We start from the raw sequence: 25603 nt of genomic DNA, 5'->3' as shown, positions 1-25603 counted from the left end.
CAGGTCAGCGGGTTCTTGCTATCTCCAGGGCGGGTTCTTCCTGGCCGATTCCGGCCGGTTCCCGTCCGAGGTCCTCGTCGATCCCCTTGCGGATCCGGGTCAGCGCGGGGGTGGTCATGGCCGTGGTGAGCAGTGCCATCAGCACGAGGACGGTGAACAGCTCGGGCCCGATGACACCCAGCCCGAGCCCGATGTTGAGCACGATCAGCTCGGTCAGGCCCCGGCAGTTCATCAGCGCGCCCAGTGACATGGAGTCCCGCCAGTCCCGGCCGGAGAGCCGGGCCGCGAGCGTGCCGCCGCCCCACTTGCCGGTCACGGCGACCACGAGCACGGCCCCCGCCCACAGCCACTGCGTGCCGCTGCCGCCCAGCAGCCCCACATCGGTCTTCAGCCCGGTGCCGACGAAGAACAGCGGCAGCAGCACCGGCACCACGAAGGCCCGCATCCGGGCCGCGGTGGCCTCGGTCGGCCTGCTGCCGCGCGGGGTGACCACGCCGAACAGGAACGCGCCGAACAGCGCGTGCACCCCGATCCGGTCCGTGGCGTACGCGGCCAGGCTCAGCCCGCTGAACAGCACGACCAGCACCACACCGTCGGCGTACCGGCCTTCCGCCCGGGCGGCCCATCTGGCCAGCAGCGGCCGTACGACGAGGAACATCACGGCGGTGAAGACGAGCGCGTACCCGGCGGTGGTCAGGGCCTCCATGGGCGAGTTGCTCTTGGTCACCGCCACCACGGCCGCCAGCAGACACCAGGCGCTGACGTCGTCCACGGCCGCGCTGGCCATGGCGAGCGCGCCGATCCGGGTCCGGTACAGGCCCCGGTCGGTCAGGATGCGGGCCAGCACCGGGAACGCGGTGATGCTCATCGACACCGCGATGAACAGCACGAACGGCAGCCTCCCGGTGCCGGGCGGCGCGAGGTCGCCGTACATGCCGAGGGCCAGCAGCGCGCCCAGCGCCAGCGGCAGCGCGATGCCGGCCTGGGAGACGGCGACGGCCGTTCTGCTGTTCCCGCGCAGGGACTTGAGGTCGAGTTCGAGTCCGACCAGGAACATGAACACGAGCAGGCCGAGGTTCCCGAGCACGCCGAGGTACGGCAACGCCGACTGCGGGAACAGCCACGCCTGGGCGCCGGGCCAGAGCCAGCCCAGCAGGGAGGGGCCGAACAGGATGCCGACGAGTATCTCGCCGACGACAGGGGGTTGCCCGAGCCGCTTGAGCAACTGGGCACCGGCCCTGCAGGCAAGGATCACCACGGGCACCGCGACGAGCAGAGGGGTAAGGGGATCGGGGGCGGCGGCCATCACGTTCTCCTGTGAAAGGGGGGTCAGGTGACGTGCCCCGTAAGGGGCGCGGGGAACTGCGCGACAAGCCACGACGGCGCCACGGCCGCCCGACTGACGCGCCCCGTAAAGGGCGCAGGGAACTGCGCGACAAGCCACGTCGGCGCCGCGGCCGCCCGACAACCACGCGGGGCACCGCGATGCGCAGGAAGTGCCGCGATCCGTGGCGGACCGTCCACAGGCCCGATGCGGCTGATCGCGTTGTTCTGGACGCCGCTTTCAAGCGCCGTAAGGACGGGCAGCCTTGGCCTCGCGCAGCGCGGTCGCCCACCAGGTGAGCTGGTCGAGCATCAGCTTGGCCGCGGTCTCGGCCCCTTCCGGCTCCGCCGGAAACGTGCCGTCGGCGGCGTAGTGCTCCAGCACCCGCGGGAACGTCACGACGTCCTTCATCCCCACGCAGTGGAACTCGGCGAAGATCTGCCGCAGGTGCTCGATCGCCCGCGTCCCGCCCGCCATGCCGAGGCCGTAGCCGACGAAGCCGACCGGCTTGGCCTCCCACTCGGTCTGGAAGCTGTCGATGAGGGTCTTCAGCGGGCCCGGCACGCTGCGGTTGTACTCCGGTACGACGACCACGTACGCCTCCGCTCCGCCCAGCCGGGGCCGGAGCGCCGCCGCCCGCGGGTCGGCCGCGTCGAGGCTCGCCGGGAGCGGGTGCTCGGCGACGTCGACGACGTCCAGGACCAGGTCGTCACGGCGGGCGGCCACCCGCGCGAACCAGCCGGCGACGTCCGGGGCGAGCCGCCCGTCCCGGGCGGAGCCGACCAGCAGCGTCACCCGCAGGGGCCGGGTGACCAGGCCGGCGGCGGTCACCGCCGGGCCGCCGGCGCGGACGTCCGGACCGGCGTCAGCGCGAGGAACTCGGTGGCCTCGACCCGGGAGAGGATCCGCCGGGTCAGGGCGGGCATCTTCGTCGTACCGTCGTCGGTGAAGACCACCGGGCCGGTGACCTGGATCCGGCGGCCGCGCGTGGTGATCTCGCAGCCGCCCGCCGCCAGCACGTTCTTGACCCAGTCGGAGCCGGGCCCGTACGGCAGTGTGATGACGATGTCCGCGCCGCGCCGGAACAGCTTGACGGGGGTGGTGAACTCGCGCCCCGACTTGCGGCCGCGGTGGTGGACCTTCCCGAAACCGGGCAGCCGGCTGAACAGCGGCCCGACGAGATGGTTGGCGAACCGCCGGTTGAAGCGGGCGACTTTCCTGTCGATCGGCATGTCTCAAGTCCCTTGCTCGGTCGAGTCCTTCGGTTCCGTTGGGGATAGGGCCGGGGTACGGCGCCCGGCCCCCGCCGCCGTCAGCGGGGGCCGGGCGCCGGCCGGACGGGCGGATCAGGCCGCGGGCTTGCCCGCACCCGGGCCGCCGGCCGGACCACCGGCCGGGGTCAGCGGACCGGCCGGCCGGCCGCCGGACTTGAGGAAACGCTCCAGGGCGAAGTTGTCGACGATGCCCCAGCGCTCGGCGATCCGGTCGCCCTCGAAGCGGAACCAGATGATCGCCTGGTGCTGCACCTGCAGCCCGGTCGGCTGGATGCCGATGAACGGGCCGGTGTGCCGGCCGTGCATGACCCAGCGGATGGCGGCCTTGTCGCCCATCGAGATGAAGTCGAGGATCTCGTACTTGATGTCGCTGAACGCGGACTGCTGGATCCTGATGGTGTGCTTGAACGCCTCCGGGCCGCGCATGGAGTCGTCGTGGCTGCCGTGGTTGCGGAAGTCGGCGGTGAGGTAGCGGTCGGCGGCCGACAGGTCGCCGAGGTCCAGGCCCTCGTGGAAGACCTTCTCGATCAGTTCCTTCTGCTGGTCCGCGGTGAGCGTGGTCGGCATGGGTGGGTTCTCCTTGGCTGAAGTGGGCGTGTTTCCTCGGGTGTCGAGGGTCTGTCGGTCGACCTGGGTCACTCCCCTGGGCACGGCGCCGGTGGTCCACACGATCCGCAGCCGCAGCCGGTCGAAGCGCCAGCCGTCGGGAGTGCGCCGGGCCGTGCCGGTGAACCGGCCGCCGAGCTGGAAGTACTGGGTGGGATCCGGCGGCAGCGGCGAGCCGTGGTGCACGTGGGAGGCGATCAGGCTCCAGCTCAGCTCGGCCCGGTCGCCGTCGACGTCGGCCCGGGTCTCCGAGCCGTGGTGGTGGGTGCGGCCCCAGCGCGCCATGATCTCGGTGGTGAAGCCGGCCACCCCGGCGAGGCCCTGGTGGCTGCCGACCGGGAACGTCATCTCGATGTCCTCGGTGAACAGGGACCTCGCCCAGGTCTCGTCGAAGCCGCCCTCGTCGAGGCCGGCCAGATAGCGCCCGGCCAGGTCCCGCAGGCTCAGCACGTCGGTGAGCCGGGCGACCTCGGCCGTCATGACACCCGGCGCGCTTCGGTCCGGGCGTCCGTCGCGTAGATCACGACGTCGTCGGGGCCGTGCACGACGGCCTTGCCCTCGCCGGTGAGCGCGTCGCCGTCGTGCCGCGCGGTGATGTCGATCTGTATGTACGCGGCCCGGTGGCCGTTGGGGCTGATCTGGGTGACGTCGAGGTTGAAGTCCTCGCGCAGGGAGAACTCCAGCGAGTCGTCACCGGTGACGGTCCAGGCGCCGGTGCCGGAGCTCTTGCGCGTGGTGACCGAGAGCGAGCCGTCCGGGGCGAAGGCGACGGTGTACTCGTCCACCTCGCCGTCGTGCGTGACCGTACCCGTCCATTGACCGACGGGTGTCCAGGTGGAAACAGGCATCGACCACACTTCCTCAAGTCGGGGCGGAGAGAAAACAAGAAATCCGCGCCCCCGGCGGGGACACGGATTCGGATTTCGAGAAGGATGCCACGGGCGCGAAAGCCACAGCCCGCGAGAAGCGCCACCGCCATCAGGACATGGGGGCGCCGGAAAGAGTGTGACACCTCTGTTCGGATGCGTCAACGCCCCTTTAAATAAAGCGAGTTGACAGTTGGACGGGTAAACCGAAGAAGCCCCCGCGGCAGGGGGGACGGCCGCGGGGGCTGCTTCGCACCGGACCCCCGCACGGGTCCGGTTTCCTGGGGGTGGTCGAGAGAACGGGGCGACGGCGGAGAGTACGGCGGACGGTTACTCGAATTCGCTCCGGTAATGCGGCCGCACTTCGCGCCCGGTTATTCGGTCTCGTTGGCGCGGGCCAGCGCGAAGAGTTCGCCGAGGTCGTATTCGGCCCGCCGGGGGCCGCCGTACCGGGTGAGTTTGCCGCGGCTGGCCCATTTACGGATGGTCGCCTGGGTGACGCCCATCGCGAGGGCCGCCAGTTCCGTGGGGACCGTGCGCGGCTTCGCGGCCCCGCCTTCCGTCCCGCTCGCGGTACCGGTGGCCGGCCCGGCCGGCACGTCCGGCTCCGTCATGTCGTCGCCACCTCCCGGATCCGGCCCGCGACCAGCAGCCACTGCCGTGGCGGCAGTGCGTGGCCGGTGTCGCAGGTGACCTGGTCCGGCACCCGGTCGCCGCCGTCCGCCGGCAGGATGCCGTGGAGCGTCCCCGCGCAGCCGGGCCGGGTGCACGGGCCGAGGGCGAACCGGCGTACCGGGCCGGGGCCGAGCAGATGGCGGAAGTCGGTGCGGAGTTCGGCGAGTTCCTCGTCGAGGTCCACGCCCGCCGGGTGCCCGGCGAACCAGGGCAGCTGCCCGCGCAGGAACCCGACCAGCGCGGGCACCCCGCGGCCGGCGGGCCGGGCGCCGGTGCGCTCGTCCACGACGAGCCGCGCCCACGACGCCATGACCTCCCCCGTCCGGGCCCGCAGGGCCAGCACCCGCTCGTCGAGCACGATGCCGACCGTGGCGCGACTGCCGCTCACCCGCTCGCGCAGCACCGGCGCCCCGGGCACCAGCGCCTGGTCGCTCTCCCGGTACAGGTCGAGCAGGGTGCGCAGTTGGCCGTCGATCCGGTCCAGGCAGCGGACACAGATCCGGCCGCAGCGCCTGTGGCAGTCGCGGCTGGCGTGGCCGTCCGTGAGTCGCTCCGGCTCTCGCATTCCATCCCCCGAATCCTCGGTCCGTGTGGAACTGCCACCAGTCTCACGGGGCCCGGCGGGCGCTTCAACGGACGGCGGTTCAGGGTTCCCACAAACCTCCGCAGCTCTGTCAGCGGAGTGTCAAACCCGTGTCAAGTGACCCGATTTGATCATTATTACAAACAGACCTGTCTGATTGTCGACCACCTTGGATCACCGCTCGTCGCACATGTTTCCAGACAAGTATCGCTGCCGCCAGGGACGTTGGGATCCTGTGGAGATCATGAGGAGGCGGACTCCCGCCGGGTTCCTCCCAGGAAACAGGCATGGTTGTATGATTCTCACCACCATTGGCACCGGTGCCCGCAGGTGATGCATGTACCGGACACACTGTTGGCAGGGGAAGGCGGGTGCGACCTGATGCAGGCGCGATCCGAGCAAACGCGGCAGGCTCTCGTCCATGCCACCGCCGAGCTCATCGCCGACGGCCGGCTGTCCGACGCGGGTCTGGTCAACATCTGCCGCCGGGCCGGGGTGAGCCGGGGGGCGCTCTACCATCACTTCTCCTCCACCACCGCGCTGACCGCCGCCGTGTACGAGGAGGCGAGAGCGCGGGTGGAGGCGCTGACCGACGAGGCCTTCGCGGGCCCGGTGGCGGACGCGCCCAAACGCTTTCTGTTCGCGCTCGGCGAGGCCATGCGCACCGAGAAGGTCGTCCGCGCGGGCATGCAGCTGGCCGCGGACGGTTCGGCCGGGCCGCCCCGGCTCCGTGACGACCTGCTGGCCTCGGTCCACGAGCGGGTCACGGAGGCGCAGAAGGAGTCCGCGGAGCCGTCCGAGGACCTCGCGGACCTGGCCGTGGTGATGGCCGCGGGCATCGAGACCCTGGGACACACCGACCCCAGCTGGTGGGACGGCGAGATCACCCAGCGCCTGTGGCGGCTGCTGCGCCCGCTGTTCGACCGGGACCGGCCGAACCGGGGCGGCGAGCGCAGGATCTGAGAGTGGGCCGGTCACTCCGCGGGCGGCGTGGTGCGCAGCCGCCCGATCAGGCCCGGCGTGGCGAGGCCGGGCAGCAGGAACCTCCAGAAGACGCTGGTGCGTTGGGGAAGGTCGGCGCGGCCGGTGTAGGCCTGGGACATGATCTGCAGGCCGGTGAAGGAGCCGACGATGAGCGAGGCGACCTCGCACACGTCCACCCCCGGCAGGATCTCGTCCCGCTTCTCGGCCTCCTGGAGCAGCGCCAGGATGGTGTCCATGGACTGTTCGTAGGTGGTCTGCGGCGGGCAGTCGAACGACGTCTGCTCTGTCGCCAGCCGTACGCTCGCGCGCAGCACCGCGTCGTGCTGGAGGCGCCGGGCGAACTCCAGGGTCAGGTCGATCACCGACTGCAGCCTGATGGGCCGTTCGGGCACCTCCAGGGCCTCGGCGTGGGCCTGCACCAGGGCCAGCGCGATGGCTTCCTTGGAGGGGAAGTGATGGTAGAGGGACCCCCGGGTGAGTCCGGTGCGGGCCAGGATCTCGTTGGTGCTGGCGGCGTCGTAGCCGCGCTCGTCGAAGACCTGGGCCGCCGCCTCCAGGATCGACCGCCGTGATCGCTTGCCACGTTCCTGCTGAGCCATGCCAGATTCCTACGCTCTCCCACTGAATTCAACAGACTGGTCTGTATCGTAAGCCGCAAGGACAGCCTGCGTTCAGTACCGCGGCGGGAGTTGTCAGAAAACGGTTCCCGGGGCCGGGTGCCGGCATCCGGCATGACCTGGGAGAAGGGGGCTAGGGACCGCCGATCCGGAAACCGACCCCCCGGACGGTGACGATCCAGGAACTGGAGCCCAGTTTGCCGCGCAGGGTGCCCACGTGGGTGTCGACGGTGCGGCCGCGCGGCGACCACGCGTCCTCCCACACCTGGGCCATGATCTGACGGCGCGGGATCACCGTGGTGGGCTGCGAGGCCAGCAGGTGGAGGAGGTCGAACTCCTTGCGCGTCAGGTCGAGCGGCCGTCCGTCGAGGGTGGCCGTGCGGGCGCCCGGGTCGATGCGCAGCGGCCCGTGGGTGACGGCCCGGCCGACGGCCGGCTGGTCCGCCGGCTGCACCCGCACCCGGCGCAGCACCGCCTCCATCCGGGCCACTAACTCCCGGAATCCGTACGGCTTGACGAGGTAGTCGTCCGAGCCCGCCTGCAGGCAGAGCACGCAGTCGAGTTCCGAGCCGCGCGCGGTGACGGCGATGATGGGCAGGTCGCTGACCGCGCGGATGCCCCGGCACACCTCAAGGCCGTCGAGGTCGGGCAGGTCGAGGCCGAGCAGCACCAGGTCGGCCTCGCGGTGGCCGCGCAGCGCCTGGGCGCCGGTGGTGGCGCCGTGGGTGGCGTAGCCGTGCCGGACCAGCCCCTGCCTGAGCGTTTCGGCGGCCCGCGGGTCGCTCTCGACGACCAGGACGCTCAGCGCTCCCGCCCGGGGCGCGCCGGACACGGGGACCGGGCGGGCCGAGTGCCCGGCCGGGTCCGAGTGCCCGGCCGGGACGACGGTGCCGGGCGAGCGGTGGTGCCGCGGCGACGGCGTCACGAGGTCCGCGAACTGGCGGTTCATCTGCTCCCCCTGAGGCACATCCACGTCATCTCGGACTGCGGGTTCACCCCAGACGGTACCAAACAGACTTGTCTGATTGTCAACTGGCGAACCCGAGGAGCGTGTCGCCCCGGCCGGCCTTCGACACTGCCATCGCGACCTGCAATTTCGTTGGATTACCGGACAAGTGGGAGGCCATCCTCCACTCAACCCTCACCGGAAAAGAATCAACCAAGCCTCACCGAATGAGGGTCAACCATACAAGGTTGTACGTTTTACGCTTGCAATTCCGACATAACGGCCAACCGCCGTTGACGGTCGAGCCCGCGAACATCCCGACTCGCACAAGAAATTGCCTGGACTCTTGCAGAACCGGACCGACCTGTCTGTATCTTGTTGCCCAGAACGTCGGCCACGGGGGGTGACAGCCGACGTACGGTCTGTTGCCCCCTCCCTCCGTCACACCGACACAGGAGCGCTGCACATGCCGCATCTCACCGAACGGGCCATCGCCCCGAAGCCCCTGCTTCCCGGACTGACCACCACTGTGCCGCGTGAGTACGTCCACCGCGCGGCCGTCTCCGAGGTCCTGCTCACCGGCTGGGAGCGCGACGTGTCCCCGCACGGCGACGGCTTCGACGGCTTCGTCGTCCGGGCCCAATGGCCGCGCAGCCACGCGCTGTTCGCCCCCGACGGCGGCTACCAGGACCCGATGCTGCTGATCGAGTCCATCCGCCAGATCGGATCCCTGCTCGCGCACGCCGAGTTCGGCGTGCCGTTCGGCCAGCAGTTCCTCATGTCTGACATGTCCGTGACAGCCGAGCCCGGCCTGCTCATCGCGGACCCGGTCCCCACCGACGTCGAGATGCACACGGTCTGCCGGGACGTGGTCCGCCGCGCCGGCCGGCTGCGGGAGATGCGCTACGACGTCACGGTGGTGCGCGAGAACGGGGCCCGCGCCACCGCCTCGGCCGCTTTCCGCTGCATGAGCCCCGAGGTGTACCGGAGGATGCGCGGCGAGCGCCCCACCACCACCGACCGTGTCCAGCCGGCCGCCCTCGACCCGGCCGCCGTGGGTCACGCCAGTTCCCGGCACGTCGTTCTGGGCCAGCCGGCGCCCGGTACGTACGGCAGATGGGAGCTGCGGGTCGACACCGCGCACCCGACCTACTTCGACCACCCGGTCGACCACATACCCGGCATGTTCCTGCTGGAGGCGGCCCGGCAGGCGGCGCACGCCCGCACCGGCGTGCCCTGCGCCCTGCTGCTCGGCGTGCGCAGCGAGTTCACGCGGTACGCCGAACTGGACGCGCCCTGCTGGATCACCGCCGATCCCGAGCCGTACGGCACCGGCGGCGACCTGCTGGTGCGGGTGCGCGGCAGCCAGCGTGAGGAGACGGTCTTCACCGCCGACCTGGTCCTGCGGCCCCGTGTCCGCTGACCCCGACCGCCCCCCGGGAGTGTCCCCGTGCCCGTTCTTCTCATCACCGGCGCGTCCGGGTTCGTCGGAGCCCATGTGACGCGCGAGGCCCAGCGCCGGCGGGCCGACCTCAGGCTCATGAGCCACCGCCGGGCCCTGCCCCGGTCCTGCTCCGGTACCCGGACCGTGCACGCCGATCTCCGCGACCCCCGCTCACTGCGCGGGGTGTGCGACGGAGTCGACGTGGTCCTGCACTGCGCGGCGCAGATCGGCGGCAGCGCCGCGGCCAACGAGGCGGTCAACGCACGCGGTACGGCGGCGCTGGTCGCCGAGGCGCGGCGGGCCGGAGTGCGCCGGATCGTCCAGCTCAGCACGGCCTCGGTGTACGGCCGCGGCACCTTCCGCGGCCACCGGCCCGAGGAACTCGCCCGCAACCCCGGCTCCGTCACCTCCCGTACCCGCGCGGCGGCGGAGGACACGGTCCTCGCGGCCGGCGGTGTGGTCCTCAGGCCCCATCTGGTCTTCGGAACAGGCGACATGTGGGTCGGCCCCAACCTGGCACGGCTGCTGCGGGCCCTGCCGGGAGCGGTGGCCGGCTGGCTGTCGCGGACGTCGGTCATCGGGGCACCGGACCTGGCCCGGCTGCTGGTCGCCACGGCGCTGGCGCCCGACGGGGCCCTGGCCTCGCGGGTGTACCACGCCGCGGATCCGACGCCGGTCACCGTCGGCTGCGCGCTGCGGGCGGTCGCCGACTGCGCGGGGATCGACTGGCCCCGTGCCGACCTCACCGTCGAGGGGGCCAAGGCGATCCTCGCGGCCAAGGGGGTTCCGCCGGACATGCTCGACATCCTCACGACGGATCACTTCTTCGAGGCCGATGCCCTCTGGTCGGAACTCGGACAGCGTCCGGGCGGAGGGTTCGCCACCTGGTTCGGCCGTACCGAGCAGTGGTATCGATCGACCCTCGCGACGAACTGACTCCCCGCCCGGCACCCGCTGCGCCCGGTACCGGGTCCGGTGGCCCGCACCGGACCCTTCAGGGCCCTTCGCCGGCGGGACCATGTCCCGGCCGGCACCCGGCCACGCGGCGCCCGAACGTGCTACGCGTACCGGTAGATCGCGCCGTGGTCCTCCATCTGCTGCGGTGTCACGTCCCAGGGTGGCAGCTTCTCCCGCCGTGCGACGATCCTGCCGTGCTGGGCGTCGCCGGGGGCGGGTGGCTCCGCGGGGAGGTAGCGGGCATGCGGATGGCGCCGCCGCCACCGGGACCACTGGAGATCGACGAAGGCGTGGTGCAGCCAGAACACGGGGTCGTTGACGGACGCGCCGCTGACCATGTGACCGCCCACCCAGCGGTGCACCCTGTTGTGGTTGCGCCACGAAGCCGGAGGGTGTCCCGGCCCCCACCCTTCCAGCTTGTTGCGGAATCCCCTGGGGGAGGTGGAGTTCCAGGGAGCCGTGTCGTACAGGGGGTCGGCGACGGCCGACTCCACGTCCCGGGACGTCGGCAGGGTGAGCGGATCGTGCGAACGGCCGAGATCACGCATGAGGTACTCGGTGTCGGTCACCCCTGCCGTGATGGTCCACCGGCCGTTACGGAACGCGAACGGCCCGGACGTGACCTGCCGGTCGGACCGCCGCCCGTCGCCTCCGAGCAGATCCTCGGTCCACGGTACGGCGGTCCGGGTGCGATTGCGGGTCCAGTCCCAGTACGGCACGGTCACCGACGCGTCCACGCGGCGCAGTGCCCGCTCGAAGTCCAGCAGGAACTTGCGGTGCCACGGCAGGAAGGAGGGGGCCATGTGGGCGGCGCGCAGGCCGCTCTCGCCGTCGGGCGTGTAGTACTCGATGTGCATGCGCACGTAGTCGTCGTACTCACCGCTGCGTTTGAGCTCGAGCAGCGCGCCCACGAACCGGCGCCGCTCGGCACGGGTGAGCGTGCTGACGTCCTTACGCGTGTACACCATGGACATGGTCCTTCGGGGTTCTCGACCGCTCACTGCGCCCGCCGCCGTGGACCATGCGGCCGTCGTTCCCGTCCGGCGCCGCCGGCCGCGCGGTGGGGCCGAGTTCGTCCACGGCGGCACGGGCGGCGAGGAGCGGGGTCGGGTACGACTGGTAGTGGTCGACCATGGTCATCCAGCTGCCGTCCGCCCGGCGCATCAGGGGCAGCGGGTGTCCGTCCACCGTGACGTGCCACATGGCGCGGCAGGGGTCCCCGGACGGGCCGGCACCGTGGCTCGCTCCGGTGATGCGCCGCCCACGGTACGTCTCGGCGAACCGTGCCTCCTTCGGAGCGGACCGCCCCGGCGACGGCGGGGCCGGCGCCATCGTCGCCATGGTTCCCGTGGCCAGCAGCCCCCACAGCACCCGACGCCGCCGCGTGGGCTTCGACGCGCTGTTCACCGGTACGGTCAACGCTCCTCCGAACTTCCCGTCGACTGTGGTTCCGGCACCGGCCGGTTCTACAGTCCGCCGATCAAACGGCCGACCGTGCGCTGGTGCACGGCGTGCCCCTCGTCCTTGAGGGGGCCGGGGAGGGCACCCTCCCCTTTCGCGGCGACCGTGTGCAGGGTCTGCAGCGGCTGCACGCTGACAGGCCCTCCGGTGACCTGCTTCACCACTCCGGCGAGACCCGCGTCCTTGGCCCCGGTGCCGCTGTGGGCGACGGCGGGCGTGGCCGCACCGGCCACCGTCAGGGCGCCGACGACGAGCGCGGCAGCCTTCATGGGCTTCATGGTGATTTCCTTTCATCGGTGAAACATGCGGGTCCGTGAAGAGCACGGCCCCACCCCGGTCAACGAGCCACAAGGACGCCGGAAACCCCCTCGCCGGAAAATTCCCCGAACGCATTCAATGCCCGCTTGCAGAAGAGACCGAAGGCCGACTCCGCGTCGTACGGAATCGGCCTGTTCGAAACCCGATACGCCGGTGAGCGCCGGTCAGAAGGCGCCGGCCGGCGAAGATCGCGGCATCGTCAGCCGCCCAGGGGCAGACCGCCGACAAGCGGCTTCTGACCGTTCAAAGCGCCGGTGGCGCCCTGCAGAGTGCGGTTCACCGGGCTGTTCTTCGTGACCCCGATTCCGTCCACTCCCTGGGTCACGCTCTTCACCGTGCCGTTCAGGCCGGACGGCGCGTCCACCGCGAACGCGGGTGCGGCCGCACCGGCCACGACGAGAGACCCGGCAACAACGGCGGCGGCCTTCAGAGACTTCATTGGTGTTCCTTTCTACGACGGGTAAACAGCCAGCGGGAATGCTGTCGTCGTAATCAACGAGCCCCGGACGATCCGGAAACCGGGCGGCCCGAAATTACCGAGTCCTCATATGAGATCCATGAGTCACGGAGCCCTTTCGGCACCGCCGCTCCGGAGTGCGCCGGAGTGGGCCGGAGTGAGGACGGCCACGGAGACCGACGGCATTCGATTCGGACCGCACCGGGACCCGCGGAACGCCCTGGCGGTCGTCGCGCAGGCGTGGGCGGTGGCGACGCCGACGCGGATGCCCGACCCGGCCCGGCGGCGATCCCGCGCGAGCGTGTCTTCCCGGCGCGGCTGCACCCGGCCGACCAGGGCGCGCCGGCGCGGCGGCAGTCCGCAGCGGCTCTCGCCTCAGGTCGAGTGCGGCCGGATGCGGAGGCAACGCGGTTCACGACACTCGGCCGAAAGTCAGAATTACGACACTTTCGTAGGTTTCGCCGGATTAGTACCACTAGCGTCTAGAGTTACTCACCTCCGGCGTGCCCCGCGCGGCGCACGCATCGTCTCCACGGCGTCCTCCCCTCCTCCTTTCACACCCTTCCGGAAGGCCCGAACCCGGTCATGCGCGACTTCCTGCTCTCCCCGCTGCGCCATGGGACGGTCACCGCCCTCGCTGTGGCCGGGATCCTGGCACCCGCCGCCCTGGCCGCCGCGTCCGCGGCGCCGCCGTCACCGGAGGCGGACCGCATCCCGTTCACCGAGCGGTACAACGCCCTCCAGCACGGCGGCATCGTGCGCGCCGCCAACACCTCCATCACCTGCCAGGCGGACCAGCCGGCCCCCACGACGGCGACGGCGGCCGCCTGTCCGGCGGCGCGCGCCGGGGGAACCGGGGTCAACGGCGCCTTCGACATGACGTACATCGACGTCGACCGGGACCCGAACACGTACAACTCCTCGCGCGCGGAGGTCCGTCTTCCCGAGGGATCACGGGTCAGCTACGCACGGCTGTACTGGGGCGGCAACCTCCGGGTCGGCGAGCAGAAGCCGCCGAAGGACAACGGGCGCGTACTGATCGCCGAGCCCGGCGGGGAGTACAAGGAGGTCCTCGCGGACACGGTCGTCGGCCACCGCGTGGCGAACGGCGCCGACGCCTACCAGGCCTCCGCCGACGTCACGGAACTGGTGCGGTACAGCAAGCCGGGCCTGTACACGGTGAGCCAGGTCAACGTGGCGAAGGGCAGGTCCGCGGCCGGCGCGTGGGGCGGCTGGACGCTGGTGGTGGCGTACGAGAACCCGGCGGATCCGCTGCGGCAGCTTTCTCTCTGGGACGGCTTCGACGCGCTGACCCCGACCGGGGAGGTCGAACTCGGGAAACTCGCCTGGCCGCTGCCCGCGGGCGCCGGGGGCAGCGCGGGCCTGGTGGCGTACGACGGTGACCGCGGCGTGCGCGGTGACACGCTCCGCCTCGCCACCACCCGCGTGACCGAGCGCGATGAGCGCACCGCCGTCACCGCGCTCACCGGTCCGGCCGGCCCGGCCGACGACGTCCTCGACTCGACGATCAGCCAGCCCGGTGCGGCCCAGCCGGACCGGGTGCCCGCCTACGCCAACACCCTCGGCTACGACTCGGACGTGTTCGACCTCGCACCGGCGCTGCGGGACGGCGGCGACCGGCTGGCCTTCCGGCTGACGTCCCGTCAGGACATGGCCTGGGCAGGTGCGTTCTTCGTCGCCGTCGACGCCCAGCGGTGAGACGTACTCCCCTGCCGAACCGAGCGCCACTGCGAGCGAGGACATCGCGTATGCATCTGTCAGCAACCGGCCCTCGACCCCGTGTCCTGCACGTCACGCAGCCCGTGGACGGCGGAGTCGCACGGGTCGTGACGGACCTGGTACGGGCTCAGCGCGCCGCCGGAGCCGCCGTCACGGTCGCCTGCCCCGACAGCGGGCTCACCGCCGAACTGGGCACGCTGGGCGCGGACGTACGGCGCTGGCACGCGACCCGGCCGCCCGGTGCGTCACTCGTCCGGGAGGTACGTGACCTGGCCCGCGTCGTCGGTGAGGTGCGCCCCGATCTGGTGCACCTGCACAGCGCGAAGGCCGGGATCGCCGGACGGCTCGCCGTCCGCGGGCGCCTGCCCACCGTCTTCCAGCCGCACGCGTGGTCGTTCCAGGCCGTGGACGGTCTCACCTCGGCGCTCGCCCTGCGGTGGGAACGGTGGGGAGCGCGTTGGGCCTCGCGCGTCGTATGTGTCAGCGAGGCGGAACGAGCAGCCGGCGTGCGCGCCGGGATCGAGGCCCGGTGGAGCGTCGTTCCCAACGGCGTCGATCCACGGCGGTACCGGCCCGCCCCCCGCGGTGCCGGACACCGCCGGCCGGCACCGCTACGAGGGCTCGACCCCGCCGCGCCGCTCGTCGTCTGCGTGGGACGCCTGTGCCGGCAGAAGGCCCAGGACGTCCTGCTGGAGGCATGGCACGAGGTCGCCCGCCGGGTGGGCGGCGCGCGTCTCGCCCTGGTCGGCGACGGACCGGACCGCGATCTCCTGCTCCGCCGGGCGCCGGCCTCGGTGCTGTTCGCGGGCGGCGCGGCCGACGTCGTCCCCTGGTACCAGGCGGCGGATCTGGTCGTGCTGCCGTCGCGCTGGGAGGGCATGGCCCTGGCCCCGCTGGAGGCGATGGCCTGCGGACGGCCGGTGGTGGTCACCGACGTCGCCGGCGCCCGCGAAAGCCTGCCACCCGCACTGACCCCGCGCTGCCTGGTCCCGGCCGGGAACCCGGCAGCGCTGGCCGAGGCACTCACCGCACTCCTGCTCGACCCCCCGCTGCGCGAGTCGCTCGGTCACCAGGGACGCGACCACGTACTCACCCGGCACGACGTACGGCACGCCACCGGGGCGATGGCGGACCTCTACCGCGACCTGATCGGCCCGTGGGCGGCGCCCCCCTCCGCGCCCACCTCGCACAGGGAGTCCATCCACTCGTGACCGCGGAAAGCACCGTTCCCCTCTCCGGCGCACAGCGTCTGAGCCACGGATTCTCGCCCGTCTCGGTCATGCCGCCACGCCGCGGCACCGCCCCCGGGTTCCGGTCCCCCGTCCGCGGGGCACCGGCCCGGTCCGCCTCGCCGGTTCCGCTGCTCGTCGCCGACGGCGCGGCCGCTGCGCTGGCAGGCCTGGCGCCGTTCGGAACAGCGCTTCCCGCGCTGTCCGTGAGCGTGCTCGTGGCCGCGTCGCTGTTGCTGCGGCCGGACGGGGCACGACCGCCGGAAGAGGGATTCCTGGAGCAACTGCCCGCCGTCTGCGGGCGGATCACGGTCGCCTGGCTGGCGCTCGCGGCACTCGTGGCGATGTACCGGCCGCAGCACACGCTGACCCTCGGTGTGCTCCTGGCGGGCCTCGCCGTGCAGATCGCGGCGAGCTGCGCACTGCGCGCAGCCGTGCACGCGAGGCGACGCGCGGCGCTGCTGCGTCACCCGCGCACCGCGCTCGTCATCGGCCCGGCGGCCACCGCCCAGGCCGTGGCCGCCGCCGTGCTGCGGCATCCGCGGTGCGGGGTGCGCCCGGTGGGCGTCGTGTCCGACCGGGCGAACGGCACCGGGAGTCTGCCGGTACTGACGACGGGCGAGGAGGTCCAGCGGGCGGTCATCCAGAACGGGGTGCGCGCGGTGCTGACCGTCCACCCTTCGGTGCGGACCGAGCAGGAGGCGCTGCTGCGGGCTCTGGCCGAGTCGGGCTGCCTGATCTGGGAGGTCGACGCGGAGACACCGTCGTACGGGCCGAGGGGCCGGCTGGCCGGGTTCCCGTGCCGGCGCCTGGAGATGACCTCGCGGCGCCGCGGCGGTGCCGGCAAGCGCGCCCTCGACGTCGTCCTGTCCGGGTCGCTGCTGCTGCTGGTCAGCCCGCTGCTGCTGGCCTGCGCGGTGGTACTGCGGATCTGTGACGGCCCGGGCGTGGTGTTCCGGCAGGAGCGGATCGGAAAGGACGGCAGGCCGTTCACGCTGCTGAAGTTCCGCACGCACCGGCCGGCCGACGCACACGAGGCGGCGACCCGGTGGAGCGTGGCGAACGAGCACGAGATGCGCCGGTTCTGCCGCATTCTGCGGCGCACGTCGCTCGACGAGCTGCTCCAGTTGTGGAATGTGCTCCGGGGGGACATGAGCCTGGTCGGGCCGCGCCCCGAACGTCCCTATTTCGTCACGCAGTTCAGCCAGAAGCATCCGGGTTACGCGGCCCGTCACCGGGTACGGACCGGCCTTACCGGCCTCGCCCAGGTGCACGGGCTGCGCGGTGACACCTCGATCGAGGACCGCTGCCGGTTCGACAACGCCTACATCGACAACTGGTCGCTGTGGCAGGACGTCTGCATCCTGCTGCGCACCGCCGCCGCGCTCGTACGCCCGACGGGAAGCTGACCACAGTGAGCCATCTCCCGGCCCCGTCGTCCCGTCGTATCGCCGCGCTGTTGCCGGTACTGCCCGCGGTCGCCGTGCTCGGCCTGCTGGCGCTGCCGCCCTCCTCGGCCGGCACGGACGGCCCGGGACCGGCCGATGTGGCGTCCGGGCTGGTCGTGCTGGTCTGCGTGCTCCGTCTCGTACGGGACCGGCGGCGCCCCCTGTCGCGGACCGCCGCGGTGGTGCTGGGCCTGCCGGTCGTCGGGGTCACGGTCGCCGCGCTGGGGGCGCCCTCGGCCGAAGGCGGGGTCATCGGCCTGGCCCGCTATCTGCAGATCTTCGTCCTGGTGCCGGCGGCCGTGCTGCTGCTGCTCCGGGACCGGGCGGACGTCCGGCTGCTGTCCTGGTCGTTCGTGGGGCTCGCGCTGTGGCAGGGCGCCGTCGGCGTGCACCAGTACGTCACCGGGACCGGTGCCTCCTACCGGGGCGCGCACATCCGGGCCGTGGGCACGTTCGGGCCGCAGGACGTGATGGGCATGGCGACGGTGGTCGCCGTCGGCATGGTGTGCGCGGTCGGTCTCGCGCTCGGGCACTCCCGCGTACGGCAGCGGGTCGGTGCCGCCGGGTGCGTGCTGGCGCTGCTGCCGCCGCTCGCGCTGTCCTTCAGCCGGGGTGCGTGGATCGCGACGGCCGTGGCCTGCACGCTGCAGCTGGTACTGGCCGGGCTGCGGCGCGCGCTCAAGGTCGCCGCGACCACGGCCGCGGCGTGCGTGGTCCTGGTGGGCGGCCTGGGGGTCGGCACCGAGATGCTGCAGGAACGGATCGACAGCATCACGCAGGTCGCCGACACCCCCGACCAGTCGGTCGCCGACCGGTACGCGATGTGGTCGGCCTCGACCGCCATGTGGCGCGAACGTCCGGTGGCCGGCGTCGGGTTGAAGGGATTCCCCGAGTACCGGGACGGCTACGCCTCGGTGGCGCTGTCGTCGGCCAGCGACACCGAGGGCGCGGGCTCCGCGTACCTGAGGCAGCCGCTGTTGTCACCGCACAACATGTATCTGCTGGTCCTCGGTGAACAGGGTCTGATCGGGCTGCTCTGTCTCGTCGGCAGCTGGCTGGCCCTGCTGGTGTGCGCGCTGCGCCGCCTGCGGCGGACGCGGAGCACGCCACGGCACGGCATGGACTGCGCGCTCGTCGCCTGCGGACTGCTGGTGTGGCAGCTGACCGACTTCGCCTACAGCGACATCGGCGGCCACTCCACGGTGGTGACCTCCATGGCCTTCGGGCTGGTGGCGTGGTGGGCGCTGGGCGGGACCGACGAGGAGGGTGCCGCGGCACCGGCCGCGATGCCGGGGACGGCCAAGGAGGCCGTCGCGCGATGACGACGACTGCGCGCACCCGGCGTGCTCCCGGCGCTCCCGGCGCTCCCGGCGCTCCCGGCGCTCCCGGCGCTCCCGGCGCTCCCGGCGCTCCCCGCGAGGATGCGGCCGGGCCCTCGGCGCCGGCCGACGCGCGGGCCGGGGAGCATGCCGAATCCGCCGCGGTCACCGGGGGCTTTCTCGCCAAGGCCACGCTCATCACCGCGTCGCTCTCGGTCCTCGGGGCGCTGCTCGGGCTGGTACGCGACCAGGCGCTGGCCCGCCTGTTCGGGGCGGGCAGCGAGACAGACGCCTTCCTGATCGCGTGGACCGTGCCGGAGTTCGCCGCCACCCTGCTCATCGAGGACGGGCTGGCCTTCGCGCTGATCCCGGCGTTCAGCATGGCGCTGGCACGGCGCACGCAAGGAGCGCCGGGGGATCCGGTCCGCAGCCTGGTCGCCACCACCCTGCCCCGCCTGTCCCTCTGCTTCGTCGCCGTGTCCGCGCTGACCGCCGGCGGAGCCCCCTACCTGGTCTCGGCGCTGGCCCCCGGCCTGCCCGACCCGCGTCTCGCCGTCGACTGCACCCGGCTGACGGCGACCTGCGTGCTGACCTTCGGCCTGGCCGGGTACTGCAGCGCGGCCCTTCGGGCGCACCGGCGCTTCCTGCCGCCCGCGTCCATCTACGTCGTCTACAACGCCGGCATCATCGCCTCGATGCTGCTGCTCGGCCCGGGCTGGGGCGTGCGGTCCGCGGCGGCCGGAGTCGCAGTGGGCGGCTGCCTGATGGCGGTCGTGCAGCTTCCCTCCCTGTGGCGGCAGTTGCGCGGCCGCACCGGCGCCGCCGCCGGTGCCCCGGCCGAGGCACGGCCGATGAGCCTCGCCCTGGTCGCCACGGTTCTCCTGTTCGCGCTGTGCCGTCAGTCCCAGGTCCTGATCGAACGCTTCCTCGCCTCCACGCTGTCCGCCGGGGCCATCTCGCACCTCAACTACGCGCAGAAGATCGCCCAGATCCCCATGACGCTGTCCCTGATGCTGTGCACCGTCACCTTCCCGCTGGTGGCGCGGGCCATCGCCGACGGCGACCTGGAACGGGCCCGGGACCGGGTGGAGCGGGACCTCGCCCTGGCCTCCTGCCTGGTGCTCCTCGGCGCGGCCGGAGTGATCGCCTGCGCCCCGCAGATCGTCCAGGTCCTCTTCCAGCGGGGCGCGTTCACCGCGCAGGACACGGCGGCCACGGCGGGCGTGCTGCGGGTGTACGCCCTCGGCCTGCTCGGCCAGACCCTGGTGGGAGTCCTGATCCGCTCCTATTTCTCGGCCGGACGGGCCACCTGGTACCCGTTCTTCGCCATGACCGCGGGCGTCGTCACCACCACCTGGATCGGGGTGGGGACCGTGGGCTCCTGGGGCGTGTCGGGGATCGCCGCCGCCAACGCGGCCGGCATCACCGTCACGGCGGCGCTGCTGCTCGTCGGTTTCGCGGGTGAGCCGGACCCCGCGGCCGAGGTCCCGGACGCCACGGCCGAGGTCCCGGCACCCGCGGCCGAGGTCCCGGCCCCCGGGTCCTCCTGCGGCACGGAGGACTCCGGAAGCGGTGAGCGGCCCGACGCCCCGGGCACGGTCGCGGTCCCGGCACCGGCACCGGCACCGGCACCGGCCGCGGCACCCCGGGGAGGGTTCATGCCGCACGGCGGCGCCCGCGGAGTCCCGATCCGGGTGCGGCAGGTACTGGCGGAGCTGAGCAGGCCCGCCCTGGCGGCCGCGGTCGCGACGACGGCGGGAACGCTCGCCGCGCGCGGGCCGGGCTCCCCGGTGGCCGGCCTCGCGGCCGGGAGCCTGACCGTGATCGCCGTCTTCGTCCTGCTCGGCCGGGCCCTGGGCGCCCAGGGCTGCACGGCCGTCTTCCAGTCCGCACACACCGTCACACGAAGGCTGACTCATGGCCGTTCCCACTGATTCCGCTGGTTCCACCGTCGTCAGCGGTCGTCCGGCGGTACGCCCCGGCACGGTGCCGTGGGTGGCGATGTACCACTCCGTCGGCGACTGCTCGGACGACCCGTACCGCATCACCGTCACCCCGGGGCGGCTGGAGCGGCAGCTGGCCTGGCTGCACCGACGCGGACTGCGCGCCGTGACGCTGCGCGAGCTGTTCGCCGCCCGTGCCCGCGGCGAGGGGCGCGGCCTGGTCGCTCTCACTTTCGACGACGGATACGCCGACTTCCTCACCCAGGCCCTTCCGGTGCTGCGCCGGTGGGACTGCGGTGCCACCCTCTTCGTGCTGCCCGGGCGGTTCGGCGGCGTCAACTCCTGGGATCCGCTCGGCCCGCGCAAGGCGCTGCTCACCGCGGAGGGCGTCCGGCACGCGGCCGCCGCCGGGGTGGAGATCGGCTCGCACGGGCTGACACACGTCGATCTCACCCGGGTCGACGACATCACCCTCGCCGCCGAGGCAGCCCACAGCAAAAAGCTGCTGGAGGAGCTGACCGACGGCGCGGTCGACGGCTTCTGCTACCCGTACGGCACGGTCGACCGGCGCGCGGTCACCGCCGTACGCGACGCGGGCTACGCCTACGCCTGCGCCATCGATCCCGGTCCGCTGACCGGCCGGCACGCCCTGCCCCGGCTGCACGTCGGCGAGAACGACACCTCCTGGCGGCTCCACCTCAAGTACCGGCTCCACCGGCTGCGCCGGCGTCCGGTGGGGGGCGTGTGACATGAGGGTGCTGCACATCATCACCGGCCTCGGCATCGGCGGCGCCGAACAGCAACTCCGCCTGCTGCTGCGGCATCTTCCCGTGGAGGGCGAGGTGGTGGCCCTCACCAATCCCGGTGCCGTCGCCGCCGGGCTGGTCTCCGACGGGGTCCGCGTGCACCACCTCGGCATGCGCGGCAACCGCGACCTTTGGGCGCTTCCGCGGCTGGTCCGCCTGATCCGCGCGGGCGGCTACGACCTGGTGCACACCCATCTGTACCGCGCCTGCGTCTACGGCCGGCCGGCCGCCCGGCTCGCCGGTGTCAGAGCCGTCGTGGCGACGGAACACTCCCTCGGCGACTCCCAGTTGGAGGGCCGGAGGCTGACCGCGGGCGTCCGGGCGCTGTACCTGGCCGCCGAGCGGCTCGGCTCCACCACGGTCGCCGTCTCCCCCACGGTCGCCGACCGGCTCAGGCGCTGGGGAGTGCCCGCCCCCCGCATCGAGGTCGTCCCCAACGGCATCGACCTGGCCCGCTTCCGCTTCGACCCGGTACGACGTCACCGCGCCCGCCGCCGGCTGGGGCTGCCGGACGAGGCGTACGTCGTCGGCTGTGTCGGCCGGCTCGCCGCGGGCAAGCGCTTCGACGTCCTGGTCCGGGCGGTCTCCCGGCTTCCCGACGACCACTGGTTGTTGCTGGTCGGTGGCGGCCCGCAGGAGAGCGTCCTGCGCCGCACGGCCCACGAGGCCGGCGTGGCCGGCCGCGTCGTGTTCGCCGGCGAGCGCCCCTACCTGTCCGACGAGGCCGACGGCCTCGACCTGCCCGCCCTCACCTGCGCCATGGACCTGCTCGCGTCGCCGTCGCCGGACGAGTCCTTCGGACTGGCCGTCGTGGAAGCCCTCGGGTGCGGGCTGCCCGTGGTCTACGCCTCCTGTCCGGCGATCGAGGACCTGCCCCCGCAGGCCGCCCCCGCCGCCCGGCGGGTCCGCGGCGGCCCCGAGGCGTACGCCCGTGCCGTCGCCGAGCTCCGCGCGGCCGGCCCCGGCCCTCGAACGGCCCCGGACGCCGCCCGCCGCTACAGCATCGCCCGCAGTGCCGCCCGGCTCATGGACGTGTACGCGGCCGCGGTGTCCAGTCCGTCCTCCTCCTCACCTCAGGGAGTCACTTCGTCATGACCGACAACCCCACGCGGCGCAGGCGGCTGAGCCACTCGGCCCGCCGGGCCCTGCTGGCCTGGTCGCTGCTCGCGGGCTGCACCCTCGTGGGCGGTGCGCTGGGCGGCGGCTACGCCGTGTACCGGGGCCCCGTGTACACGGCCACCAGCTACGTCGTCGTCGTCCCGACCGACCGCTTCGACCCGGGCACCGCGCTCGGTTTCGCCCAGGCGTACGGCCGGGCCGCCACCCAGCTCGCGGTCCTCCTGGACGCCCAGGCGGAGGCGCACGTGCCGATGCGGACACTGCAGCGCAGTGTGCGGACGGCGACCTCTCCGGACGCGCCGGTGGTCGCGGTCTCGGCGACCTCTTCGCGGCCCCGCCTCGCCTCCGGCATGGCCAACGGGGTCACCCGCGCGCTGGTCCGGCACGCGAACGGCACCAAGGGCAGCACCCACATCCAGCTCCTCGAGTTCTCCCCGGCGGTGCGGCCGACCGTGCCGACGTCCGCGTCGCCGGTGGTGACGTCTGCCGTCGGCGCGAGCGCGGGCGGCCTGCTCGGCGGGCTGTTCCTGCTCGCGCGGCCCCGCAGGCCCAAGGAGGAGGCCGTGCCCACGGCGCTCGTGCCGGGGCCGGCCGTCGCCGCCGACACCGTCATCGACACCGTCATCGACACCGCCGCCGACACCGTCGTCAAAACCGGCACCGCCACCACCGTCATCAACACCGACACCGACACCGACACCGCCGCCACCGCGGACACCGTCATCGACGCCGACGCCGCCGTCGACGCCCACTGACACCGCCCGGGTCGATCGTGCGTGCGACCGACACGCGCCGGGTTGGCACCAGCCCGGATTCCTCGCAAGGGAGGCAACTGTGCAGGACCGGTTCCCGCGCAGCACACACCGCCGGTATCCGGAGTGCGAACGGAGCACCCGGTGAGGCCCGCGTTCTCCACCGAACTCGTGACCGAAGCGTCCGCCTTCGCCGAACTCGCGGCGGACTGGGAGCGGCTGTACGCGCGGTGCGGCACGGCGACCCCGTTCCAGAGCCACGCCTGGCTGCACTCGTGGTGGCTGTCCTACGGCCGAAGAGGCCGGCTGCGGGTGTTCCTGGTACGGGAGGGCGGCGACCTGGTCGCGGCCGCTCCCCTGATGCTCCGGCGCCGCCCGCTGCCGGTGCTGGTCCCGCTGGGCGGCGACATCTCCGACCACGCGGACGTGCTCGTCGACGACGAGCGCGCCGACCGCGCGACCGCCGCCCTCGCCGACGGCCTGGCGGCCGCCGCCCGCACCGCGCTGATCGACTTCCGCGAAGTACGCCCGGGCAGCGCCGTCGAGCGGGTGTACGACCGTTGGGGCGGCCCCAGGCTGCGGATACAGGATTCCCTGTGCCTGGAACTGCCCGCCGTACCCATGGACGAACTGCTCTCGCGGCTGCCGTCCGGCAAGGCCCAGCGGGTGCGGGCCAAGCTCCGCAGGCTCCAGACGCTCGGCGTGCAGCGGCACGTCGTACGGCCGGACGAGGTGGACGCGGCACTGCGCAGACTGCTGGAGCTGCACCGGCTCCAGTGGCAGGGCCGGAAGGTGACGCCGGAGCACCTGCGCAGCCGGTTCTGCGAACACCTGGTGCGCTCGGTGGGGCCGATGGTGCGCTCGGGCAACGCGATGGTCACCGAGTTCCGGATCGACGACGACGTGGTGGCCGTGGATCTGACCCTGCTGTCGCGGCCGCTCGCCGGTGCCTACCTGTACGGCGCCCATCCGCGCCTGCGGGAACGCAAGGCGGACGTGGCGGTGATGCTGCTCGACGCGTGCACCCGGCACATGGCTGCGGACGGGCCGGCCACGCTGAGCCTGCTGCGGGGCGACGAGCCGTACAAGCACCACTGGCGGCCACGGGCGGTCCCCAACCACCGGCTGCTGCTGGCCCGGCGGCCCACCGCTCCGCTGATGTCCGCGGTCGCCTGGGACGTGGTCGCGCGCCGGCGCGGCAAGGAGGTGCTGCGCCGCCTTGCCCCTCGTGGTGACGGCGGCGGGCCGGCCCCGGAGGCCGCCGTCGGCCAGGACCGTCACCGGGCCCGCAACCACGACTCGGGGCGCAGACACATCAGCACGCCGGGCCAGTGCTGGAGCCAGTCACCGGTGTCCAGCGGCGAGCAACCGGTCGCGGGCGGCCGTGGCACGGATGTCGTGGGTGTGGCCGGCCCGGTGGGCCGGCCCGCGGAAGAGAAGAGGGCGGACCGGTAGACGAGGGACGAGAGGGAGTACCGGTTGCACTCCCAGACACCGTGAGGGCAGTAGTCGGTCAGCGTGTTGTACACCGGCTTGTGCTGGTCCATCCACGCAAGCATGCGCCGCATGTACACGGGGTTGTCGCCGTTTCGGAAGAGACCCCACTCGGGATAGGAAATGGGCTTGCCGTGGGATTTCGCGAAATCCACCTGTGCCCGGAGTCCGTAGGGCTCCGTCACCTGCTCGTCGAAGGAAAGACCGCGCGGCTGGTCGTACGCGTCCATTCCGATGATGTCGACCGTGTCGTCCCCCGGGTAACACCGGGTCCAGGCGACGGCGTCCAGACCGCGGCTCGGCGCGAAGTCGAACCGGAACCTCTGGCCCGGCACCGAACGCATGACGGTGACGATTCTCTTCCAGTACGTTTTCCAGGCCTCCGGATCCGGCCCGCAGCGGTGGGTGTAGGTCGTGCCGTTCATCTCCCACCCCAGCACCAGGACCGTGTCCGGGACCTTCGCGGCGACCAGCCGCTGGGCGAGGACACGGAAGTGCTGGTCGAACTCGCCGGCCGCGCCCTGCCGCAACAGCACGCGGACGGCGGCGTCGGAGAGGTTCTCCTCGTTGCGTTCCTGCATGGGCACGTTGAGGACGAACATCCGGTTGTCCTTCGCCCTGCGCCAGTCCGCCCACACCTGGAGGAAGTCCGGCTCGCCCTCGATGTTGCTCCAGCGGTCGCCCGGCAGATAGGTGTGCCCGACGCGCACCTCGGCACCGCCGAGCCAGTCGCTGAAGGACGCGATGCGGGCCACCCCCAGGGCGTCGGAACCGAGGAAGGCACCGTACGCGGGCGTCTCCTGCCGGGGCGTCGGGGCCGGTGTCCCGGTGGCCGGCGCGGACGGGACCTGCTTCGGCGGCTTGGAAACGGACGGGACCGGCGTGGCGGCGGGGACCTTCGCCGCCGACGGGGACGGTGTGGTCACCGGCGACGGTGTGGTCACCGGCGACGGCGTCGGGACCGGGGCGGGCGGGTGGGCCGGACGCGCCGTCACCGCCGCGAAGCCGGGGCCGGACGTCAGCGCCATCGCGGCGGCGACCGTCACGGCCGTCACCGCCAGCCGCCCGGTTCGGGTCCAACCGTGCTGTGGGGCCATTCCTTTTCCTCTCCGCTGCCGCACGACCGCGTCCGCGCTCCCGCGTTGCTGACGCTCTGTCATTTGAAGTCAGTCACATGAAATGGAAATCCGCCACCGTCCTATGGCTTTCGAGTGCCTTGCTCGCCCGGACGGGTGAGCCGA

General features: G+C 72.6%; 24 protein-coding genes and 2 pseudogenes. 12 read left to right on the top strand and 14 right to left on the bottom strand.

Going from position 1 to position 25603, the window contains the following annotated elements; translation table 11 throughout:
* Window positions 1–4 precede the first annotated feature (4 nt).
* The 7 genes from LQ326_RS12720 to LQ326_RS12690 all read right to left on the bottom strand — a co-directional run bounded on the left by LQ326_RS12720 (window position 5) and on the right by LQ326_RS12690 (window position 5310).
* The gene (locus LQ326_RS12720; RefSeq protein ID WP_234535798.1) at window positions 5–1306 is read right to left on the bottom strand and encodes a cation:proton antiporter; all 1302 of its coding nucleotides are present in this window, start codon (window positions 1304–1306) and stop codon (window positions 5–7) included.
* 258 nt (window positions 1307–1564) lie between these two features.
* Window positions 1565–2155, bottom strand: coding sequence for an NADPH-dependent FMN reductase (locus LQ326_RS12715; RefSeq protein WP_234535796.1), 591 nt, complete (start codon window positions 2153–2155; stop codon window positions 1565–1567).
* Window positions 2152–2556: a nitroreductase family deazaflavin-dependent oxidoreductase gene (locus tag LQ326_RS12710; RefSeq protein ID WP_234535794.1), complete on the bottom strand. Its 405-nt coding sequence runs from the start codon at window positions 2554–2556 to the stop codon at window positions 2152–2154. The genes LQ326_RS12715 and LQ326_RS12710 overlap by 4 nt, the downstream gene beginning before the upstream one ends.
* Window positions 2557–2670: 114 nt before the next feature.
* Window positions 2671–3684, bottom strand: coding sequence for an ester cyclase (locus tag LQ326_RS12705; protein ID WP_234535793.1), 1014 nt, complete (start codon window positions 3682–3684; stop codon window positions 2671–2673).
* Complete coding sequence (locus LQ326_RS12700) at window positions 3681–4052, bottom strand: dehydrogenase (protein ID WP_220214763.1); 372 nt, start codon at window positions 4050–4052, stop codon at window positions 3681–3683. Before LQ326_RS12700 ends, LQ326_RS12705 begins: the two co-directional genes overlap by 4 nt.
* Window positions 4053–4444: 392 nt before the next feature.
* Window positions 4445–4684: a MerR family transcriptional regulator gene (locus LQ326_RS12695; protein WP_234535792.1), complete on the bottom strand. Its 240-nt coding sequence runs from the start codon at window positions 4682–4684 to the stop codon at window positions 4445–4447.
* Window positions 4681–5310: an OvmZ protein gene (locus tag LQ326_RS12690; protein WP_234535790.1), complete on the bottom strand. Its 630-nt coding sequence runs from the start codon at window positions 5308–5310 to the stop codon at window positions 4681–4683. Before LQ326_RS12690 ends, LQ326_RS12695 begins: the two co-directional genes overlap by 4 nt.
* A gap of 399 nt (window positions 5311–5709) precedes the next feature.
* On the opposite strand from LQ326_RS12690, the gene LQ326_RS12685 reads away from it, so the two are divergent.
* On the top strand, window positions 5710–6291 hold the full coding sequence (locus LQ326_RS12685; protein ID WP_234535788.1) for a TetR/AcrR family transcriptional regulator: 582 nt from the start codon (window positions 5710–5712) through the stop codon (window positions 6289–6291).
* 11 nt (window positions 6292–6302) lie between these two features.
* On the opposite strand, the gene LQ326_RS12680 is transcribed toward LQ326_RS12685, so the two are convergent.
* On the bottom strand, window positions 6303–6911 hold the full coding sequence (locus tag LQ326_RS12680; protein ID WP_234535785.1) for a ScbR family autoregulator-binding transcription factor: 609 nt from the start codon (window positions 6909–6911) through the stop codon (window positions 6303–6305).
* A 151-nt stretch (window positions 6912–7062) separates the two neighbouring features.
* Complete coding sequence (locus LQ326_RS12675) at window positions 7063–7878, bottom strand: response regulator transcription factor (RefSeq protein WP_234535783.1); 816 nt, start codon at window positions 7876–7878, stop codon at window positions 7063–7065.
* Between the two features lie 463 nt (window positions 7879–8341).
* Between LQ326_RS12675 and LQ326_RS12670 the strand changes: the two genes are divergently transcribed.
* Window positions 8342–9298, top strand: coding sequence for a ScbA/BarX family gamma-butyrolactone biosynthesis protein (locus LQ326_RS12670; protein WP_234535781.1), 957 nt, complete (start codon window positions 8342–8344; stop codon window positions 9296–9298).
* Window positions 9299–9325: 27 nt separating this feature from the next.
* Entirely contained in the window at window positions 9326–10255 is a 930-nt protein-coding gene (locus tag LQ326_RS12665) for an NAD-dependent epimerase/dehydratase family protein (RefSeq protein ID WP_234535779.1), read from the top strand.
* A gap of 122 nt (window positions 10256–10377) precedes the next feature.
* Here LQ326_RS12665 and LQ326_RS12660 read toward each other — a convergent pair whose 3' ends face one another.
* The 4 genes from LQ326_RS12660 to LQ326_RS12645 form a co-directional block, all read right to left on the bottom strand.
* A complete protein-coding gene (locus tag LQ326_RS12660; RefSeq protein WP_234535777.1) occupies window positions 10378–11244 on the bottom strand; it encodes a tyrosinase family protein in 867 nt (288 codons plus the stop codon).
* On the bottom strand, window positions 11228–11695 hold the full coding sequence (locus LQ326_RS12655; RefSeq protein WP_308401911.1) for a tyrosinase family oxidase copper chaperone: 468 nt from the start codon (window positions 11693–11695) through the stop codon (window positions 11228–11230). The genes LQ326_RS12660 and LQ326_RS12655 overlap by 17 nt, the downstream gene beginning before the upstream one ends.
* Before the next feature lie 47 nt (window positions 11696–11742).
* Window positions 11743–12015: a hypothetical protein gene (locus LQ326_RS12650; RefSeq protein WP_234535775.1), complete on the bottom strand. Its 273-nt coding sequence runs from the start codon at window positions 12013–12015 to the stop codon at window positions 11743–11745.
* Window positions 12016–12254: 239 nt separating this feature from the next.
* Window positions 12255–12494: a hypothetical protein gene (locus LQ326_RS12645; protein WP_234535773.1), complete on the bottom strand. Its 240-nt coding sequence runs from the start codon at window positions 12492–12494 to the stop codon at window positions 12255–12257.
* Between the two features lie 603 nt (window positions 12495–13097).
* Here LQ326_RS12645 and LQ326_RS12640 point away from each other — a divergent pair.
* From LQ326_RS12640 to LQ326_RS12600, 9 genes and pseudogenes are all read left to right on the top strand, one after another.
* Entirely contained in the window at window positions 13098–14231 is a 1134-nt protein-coding gene (locus LQ326_RS12640) for a DUF3344 domain-containing protein (RefSeq protein WP_234535772.1), read from the top strand.
* Between the two features lie 50 nt (window positions 14232–14281).
* Entirely contained in the window at window positions 14282–15463 is a 1182-nt protein-coding gene (locus tag LQ326_RS12635) for a glycosyltransferase (protein ID WP_234535769.1), read from the top strand.
* Window positions 15460–16890: an exopolysaccharide biosynthesis polyprenyl glycosylphosphotransferase gene (locus LQ326_RS12630; protein ID WP_234535767.1), complete on the top strand. Its 1431-nt coding sequence runs from the start codon at window positions 15460–15462 to the stop codon at window positions 16888–16890. The genes LQ326_RS12635 and LQ326_RS12630 overlap by 4 nt, the downstream gene beginning before the upstream one ends.
* A 5-nt stretch (window positions 16891–16895) precedes the next feature.
* A complete protein-coding gene (locus LQ326_RS12625) occupies window positions 16896–18251 on the top strand; it encodes an O-antigen ligase family protein (protein WP_234535766.1) in 1356 nt (451 codons plus the stop codon).
* Window positions 18248–20182 (top strand): murein biosynthesis integral membrane protein MurJ, encoded by a 1935-nt coding sequence (gene murJ, locus LQ326_RS12620; protein WP_234535765.1) that lies wholly within the window; start codon window positions 18248–18250, stop codon window positions 20180–20182. The genes LQ326_RS12625 and murJ overlap by 4 nt, the downstream gene beginning before the upstream one ends.
* The gene (locus LQ326_RS12615) at window positions 20166–20939 is read left to right on the top strand and encodes a polysaccharide deacetylase family protein (protein ID WP_234535763.1); all 774 of its coding nucleotides are present in this window, start codon (window positions 20166–20168) and stop codon (window positions 20937–20939) included. The genes murJ and LQ326_RS12615 overlap by 17 nt, the downstream gene beginning before the upstream one ends.
* A 1-nt stretch (window position 20940) precedes the next feature.
* Window positions 20941–22092, top strand: a complete 1152-nt coding sequence (locus LQ326_RS12610; RefSeq protein ID WP_234535761.1) for a glycosyltransferase — start codon at window positions 20941–20943, stop codon at window positions 22090–22092.
* A pseudogene (locus LQ326_RS12605) lies at window positions 22089–22721 on the top strand (YveK family protein); the annotation flags it as partial. The gene LQ326_RS12610 and the pseudogene LQ326_RS12605, both read left to right, overlap by 4 nt.
* A 291-nt stretch (window positions 22722–23012) precedes the next feature.
* Window positions 23013–24113, top strand: a pseudogene (locus LQ326_RS12600) (GNAT family N-acetyltransferase); the annotation flags it as partial.
* A 32-nt stretch (window positions 24114–24145) separates the two neighbouring features.
* On the opposite strand, the gene LQ326_RS12595 reads toward LQ326_RS12600, so the two are convergent.
* Window positions 24146–25459: a glycoside hydrolase family 26 protein gene (locus LQ326_RS12595; RefSeq protein WP_234535759.1), complete on the bottom strand. Its 1314-nt coding sequence runs from the start codon at window positions 25457–25459 to the stop codon at window positions 24146–24148.
* Window positions 25460–25603 lie beyond the last annotated feature (144 nt).

Source organism: Streptomyces shenzhenensis (genome assembly GCF_021462265.1).
Lineage (GTDB): Bacteria > Actinomycetota > Actinomycetes > Streptomycetales > Streptomycetaceae > Streptomyces > Streptomyces shenzhenensis.
The sequence above is the reverse complement of the archived record's forward strand: the minus strand, read 5'-3'. Positions and strand labels throughout refer to the sequence as shown.

What these genes read in the sequence shown, in the direction of transcription:
- LQ326_RS12720 (WP_234535798.1), bottom strand. Translation starts at nt 1,306, where the DNA reads ATGGCCGCCGCCCCCGATCCCCTTACCCCTCTGCTCGTCGCGGTGCCC.
- LQ326_RS12710 (WP_234535794.1), bottom strand. Translation starts at nt 2,556, where the DNA reads ATGCCGATCGACAGGAAAGTCGCCCGCTTCAACCGGCGGTTCGCCAAC.
- LQ326_RS12705 (WP_234535793.1), bottom strand. Translation starts at nt 3,684, where the DNA reads ATGACGGCCGAGGTCGCCCGGCTCACCGACGTGCTGAGCCTGCGGGAC.
- LQ326_RS12700 (WP_220214763.1), bottom strand. Translation starts at nt 4,052, where the DNA reads ATGCCTGTTTCCACCTGGACACCCGTCGGTCAATGGACGGGTACGGTC.
- LQ326_RS12695 (WP_234535792.1), bottom strand. Translation starts at nt 4,684, where the DNA reads ATGACGGAGCCGGACGTGCCGGCCGGGCCGGCCACCGGTACCGCGAGC.
- LQ326_RS12690 (WP_234535790.1), bottom strand. Translation starts at nt 5,310, where the DNA reads ATGCGAGAGCCGGAGCGACTCACGGACGGCCACGCCAGCCGCGACTGC.
- LQ326_RS12685 (WP_234535788.1), top strand. Translation starts at nt 5,710, where the DNA reads ATGCAGGCGCGATCCGAGCAAACGCGGCAGGCTCTCGTCCATGCCACC.
- LQ326_RS12680 (WP_234535785.1), bottom strand. Translation starts at nt 6,911, where the DNA reads ATGGCTCAGCAGGAACGTGGCAAGCGATCACGGCGGTCGATCCTGGAG.
- LQ326_RS12675 (WP_234535783.1), bottom strand. Translation starts at nt 7,878, where the DNA reads ATGAACCGCCAGTTCGCGGACCTCGTGACGCCGTCGCCGCGGCACCAC.
- LQ326_RS12670 (WP_234535781.1), top strand. Translation starts at nt 8,342, where the DNA reads ATGCCGCATCTCACCGAACGGGCCATCGCCCCGAAGCCCCTGCTTCCC.
- LQ326_RS12660 (WP_234535777.1), bottom strand. Translation starts at nt 11,244, where the DNA reads ATGGTGTACACGCGTAAGGACGTCAGCACGCTCACCCGTGCCGAGCGG.
- LQ326_RS12650 (WP_234535775.1), bottom strand. Translation starts at nt 12,015, where the DNA reads ATGAAGCCCATGAAGGCTGCCGCGCTCGTCGTCGGCGCCCTGACGGTG.
- LQ326_RS12645 (WP_234535773.1), bottom strand. Translation starts at nt 12,494, where the DNA reads ATGAAGTCTCTGAAGGCCGCCGCCGTTGTTGCCGGGTCTCTCGTCGTG.
- LQ326_RS12640 (WP_234535772.1), top strand. Translation starts at nt 13,098, where the DNA reads ATGCGCGACTTCCTGCTCTCCCCGCTGCGCCATGGGACGGTCACCGCC.
- LQ326_RS12635 (WP_234535769.1), top strand. Translation starts at nt 14,282, where the DNA reads ATGCATCTGTCAGCAACCGGCCCTCGACCCCGTGTCCTGCACGTCACG.
- murJ (WP_234535765.1), top strand. Translation starts at nt 18,248, where the DNA reads ATGACGACGACTGCGCGCACCCGGCGTGCTCCCGGCGCTCCCGGCGCT.
- LQ326_RS12615 (WP_234535763.1), top strand. Translation starts at nt 20,166, where the DNA reads ATGGCCGTTCCCACTGATTCCGCTGGTTCCACCGTCGTCAGCGGTCGT.
- LQ326_RS12610 (WP_234535761.1), top strand. Translation starts at nt 20,941, where the DNA reads ATGAGGGTGCTGCACATCATCACCGGCCTCGGCATCGGCGGCGCCGAA.
- LQ326_RS12595 (WP_234535759.1), bottom strand. Translation starts at nt 25,459, where the DNA reads ATGGCCCCACAGCACGGTTGGACCCGAACCGGGCGGCTGGCGGTGACG.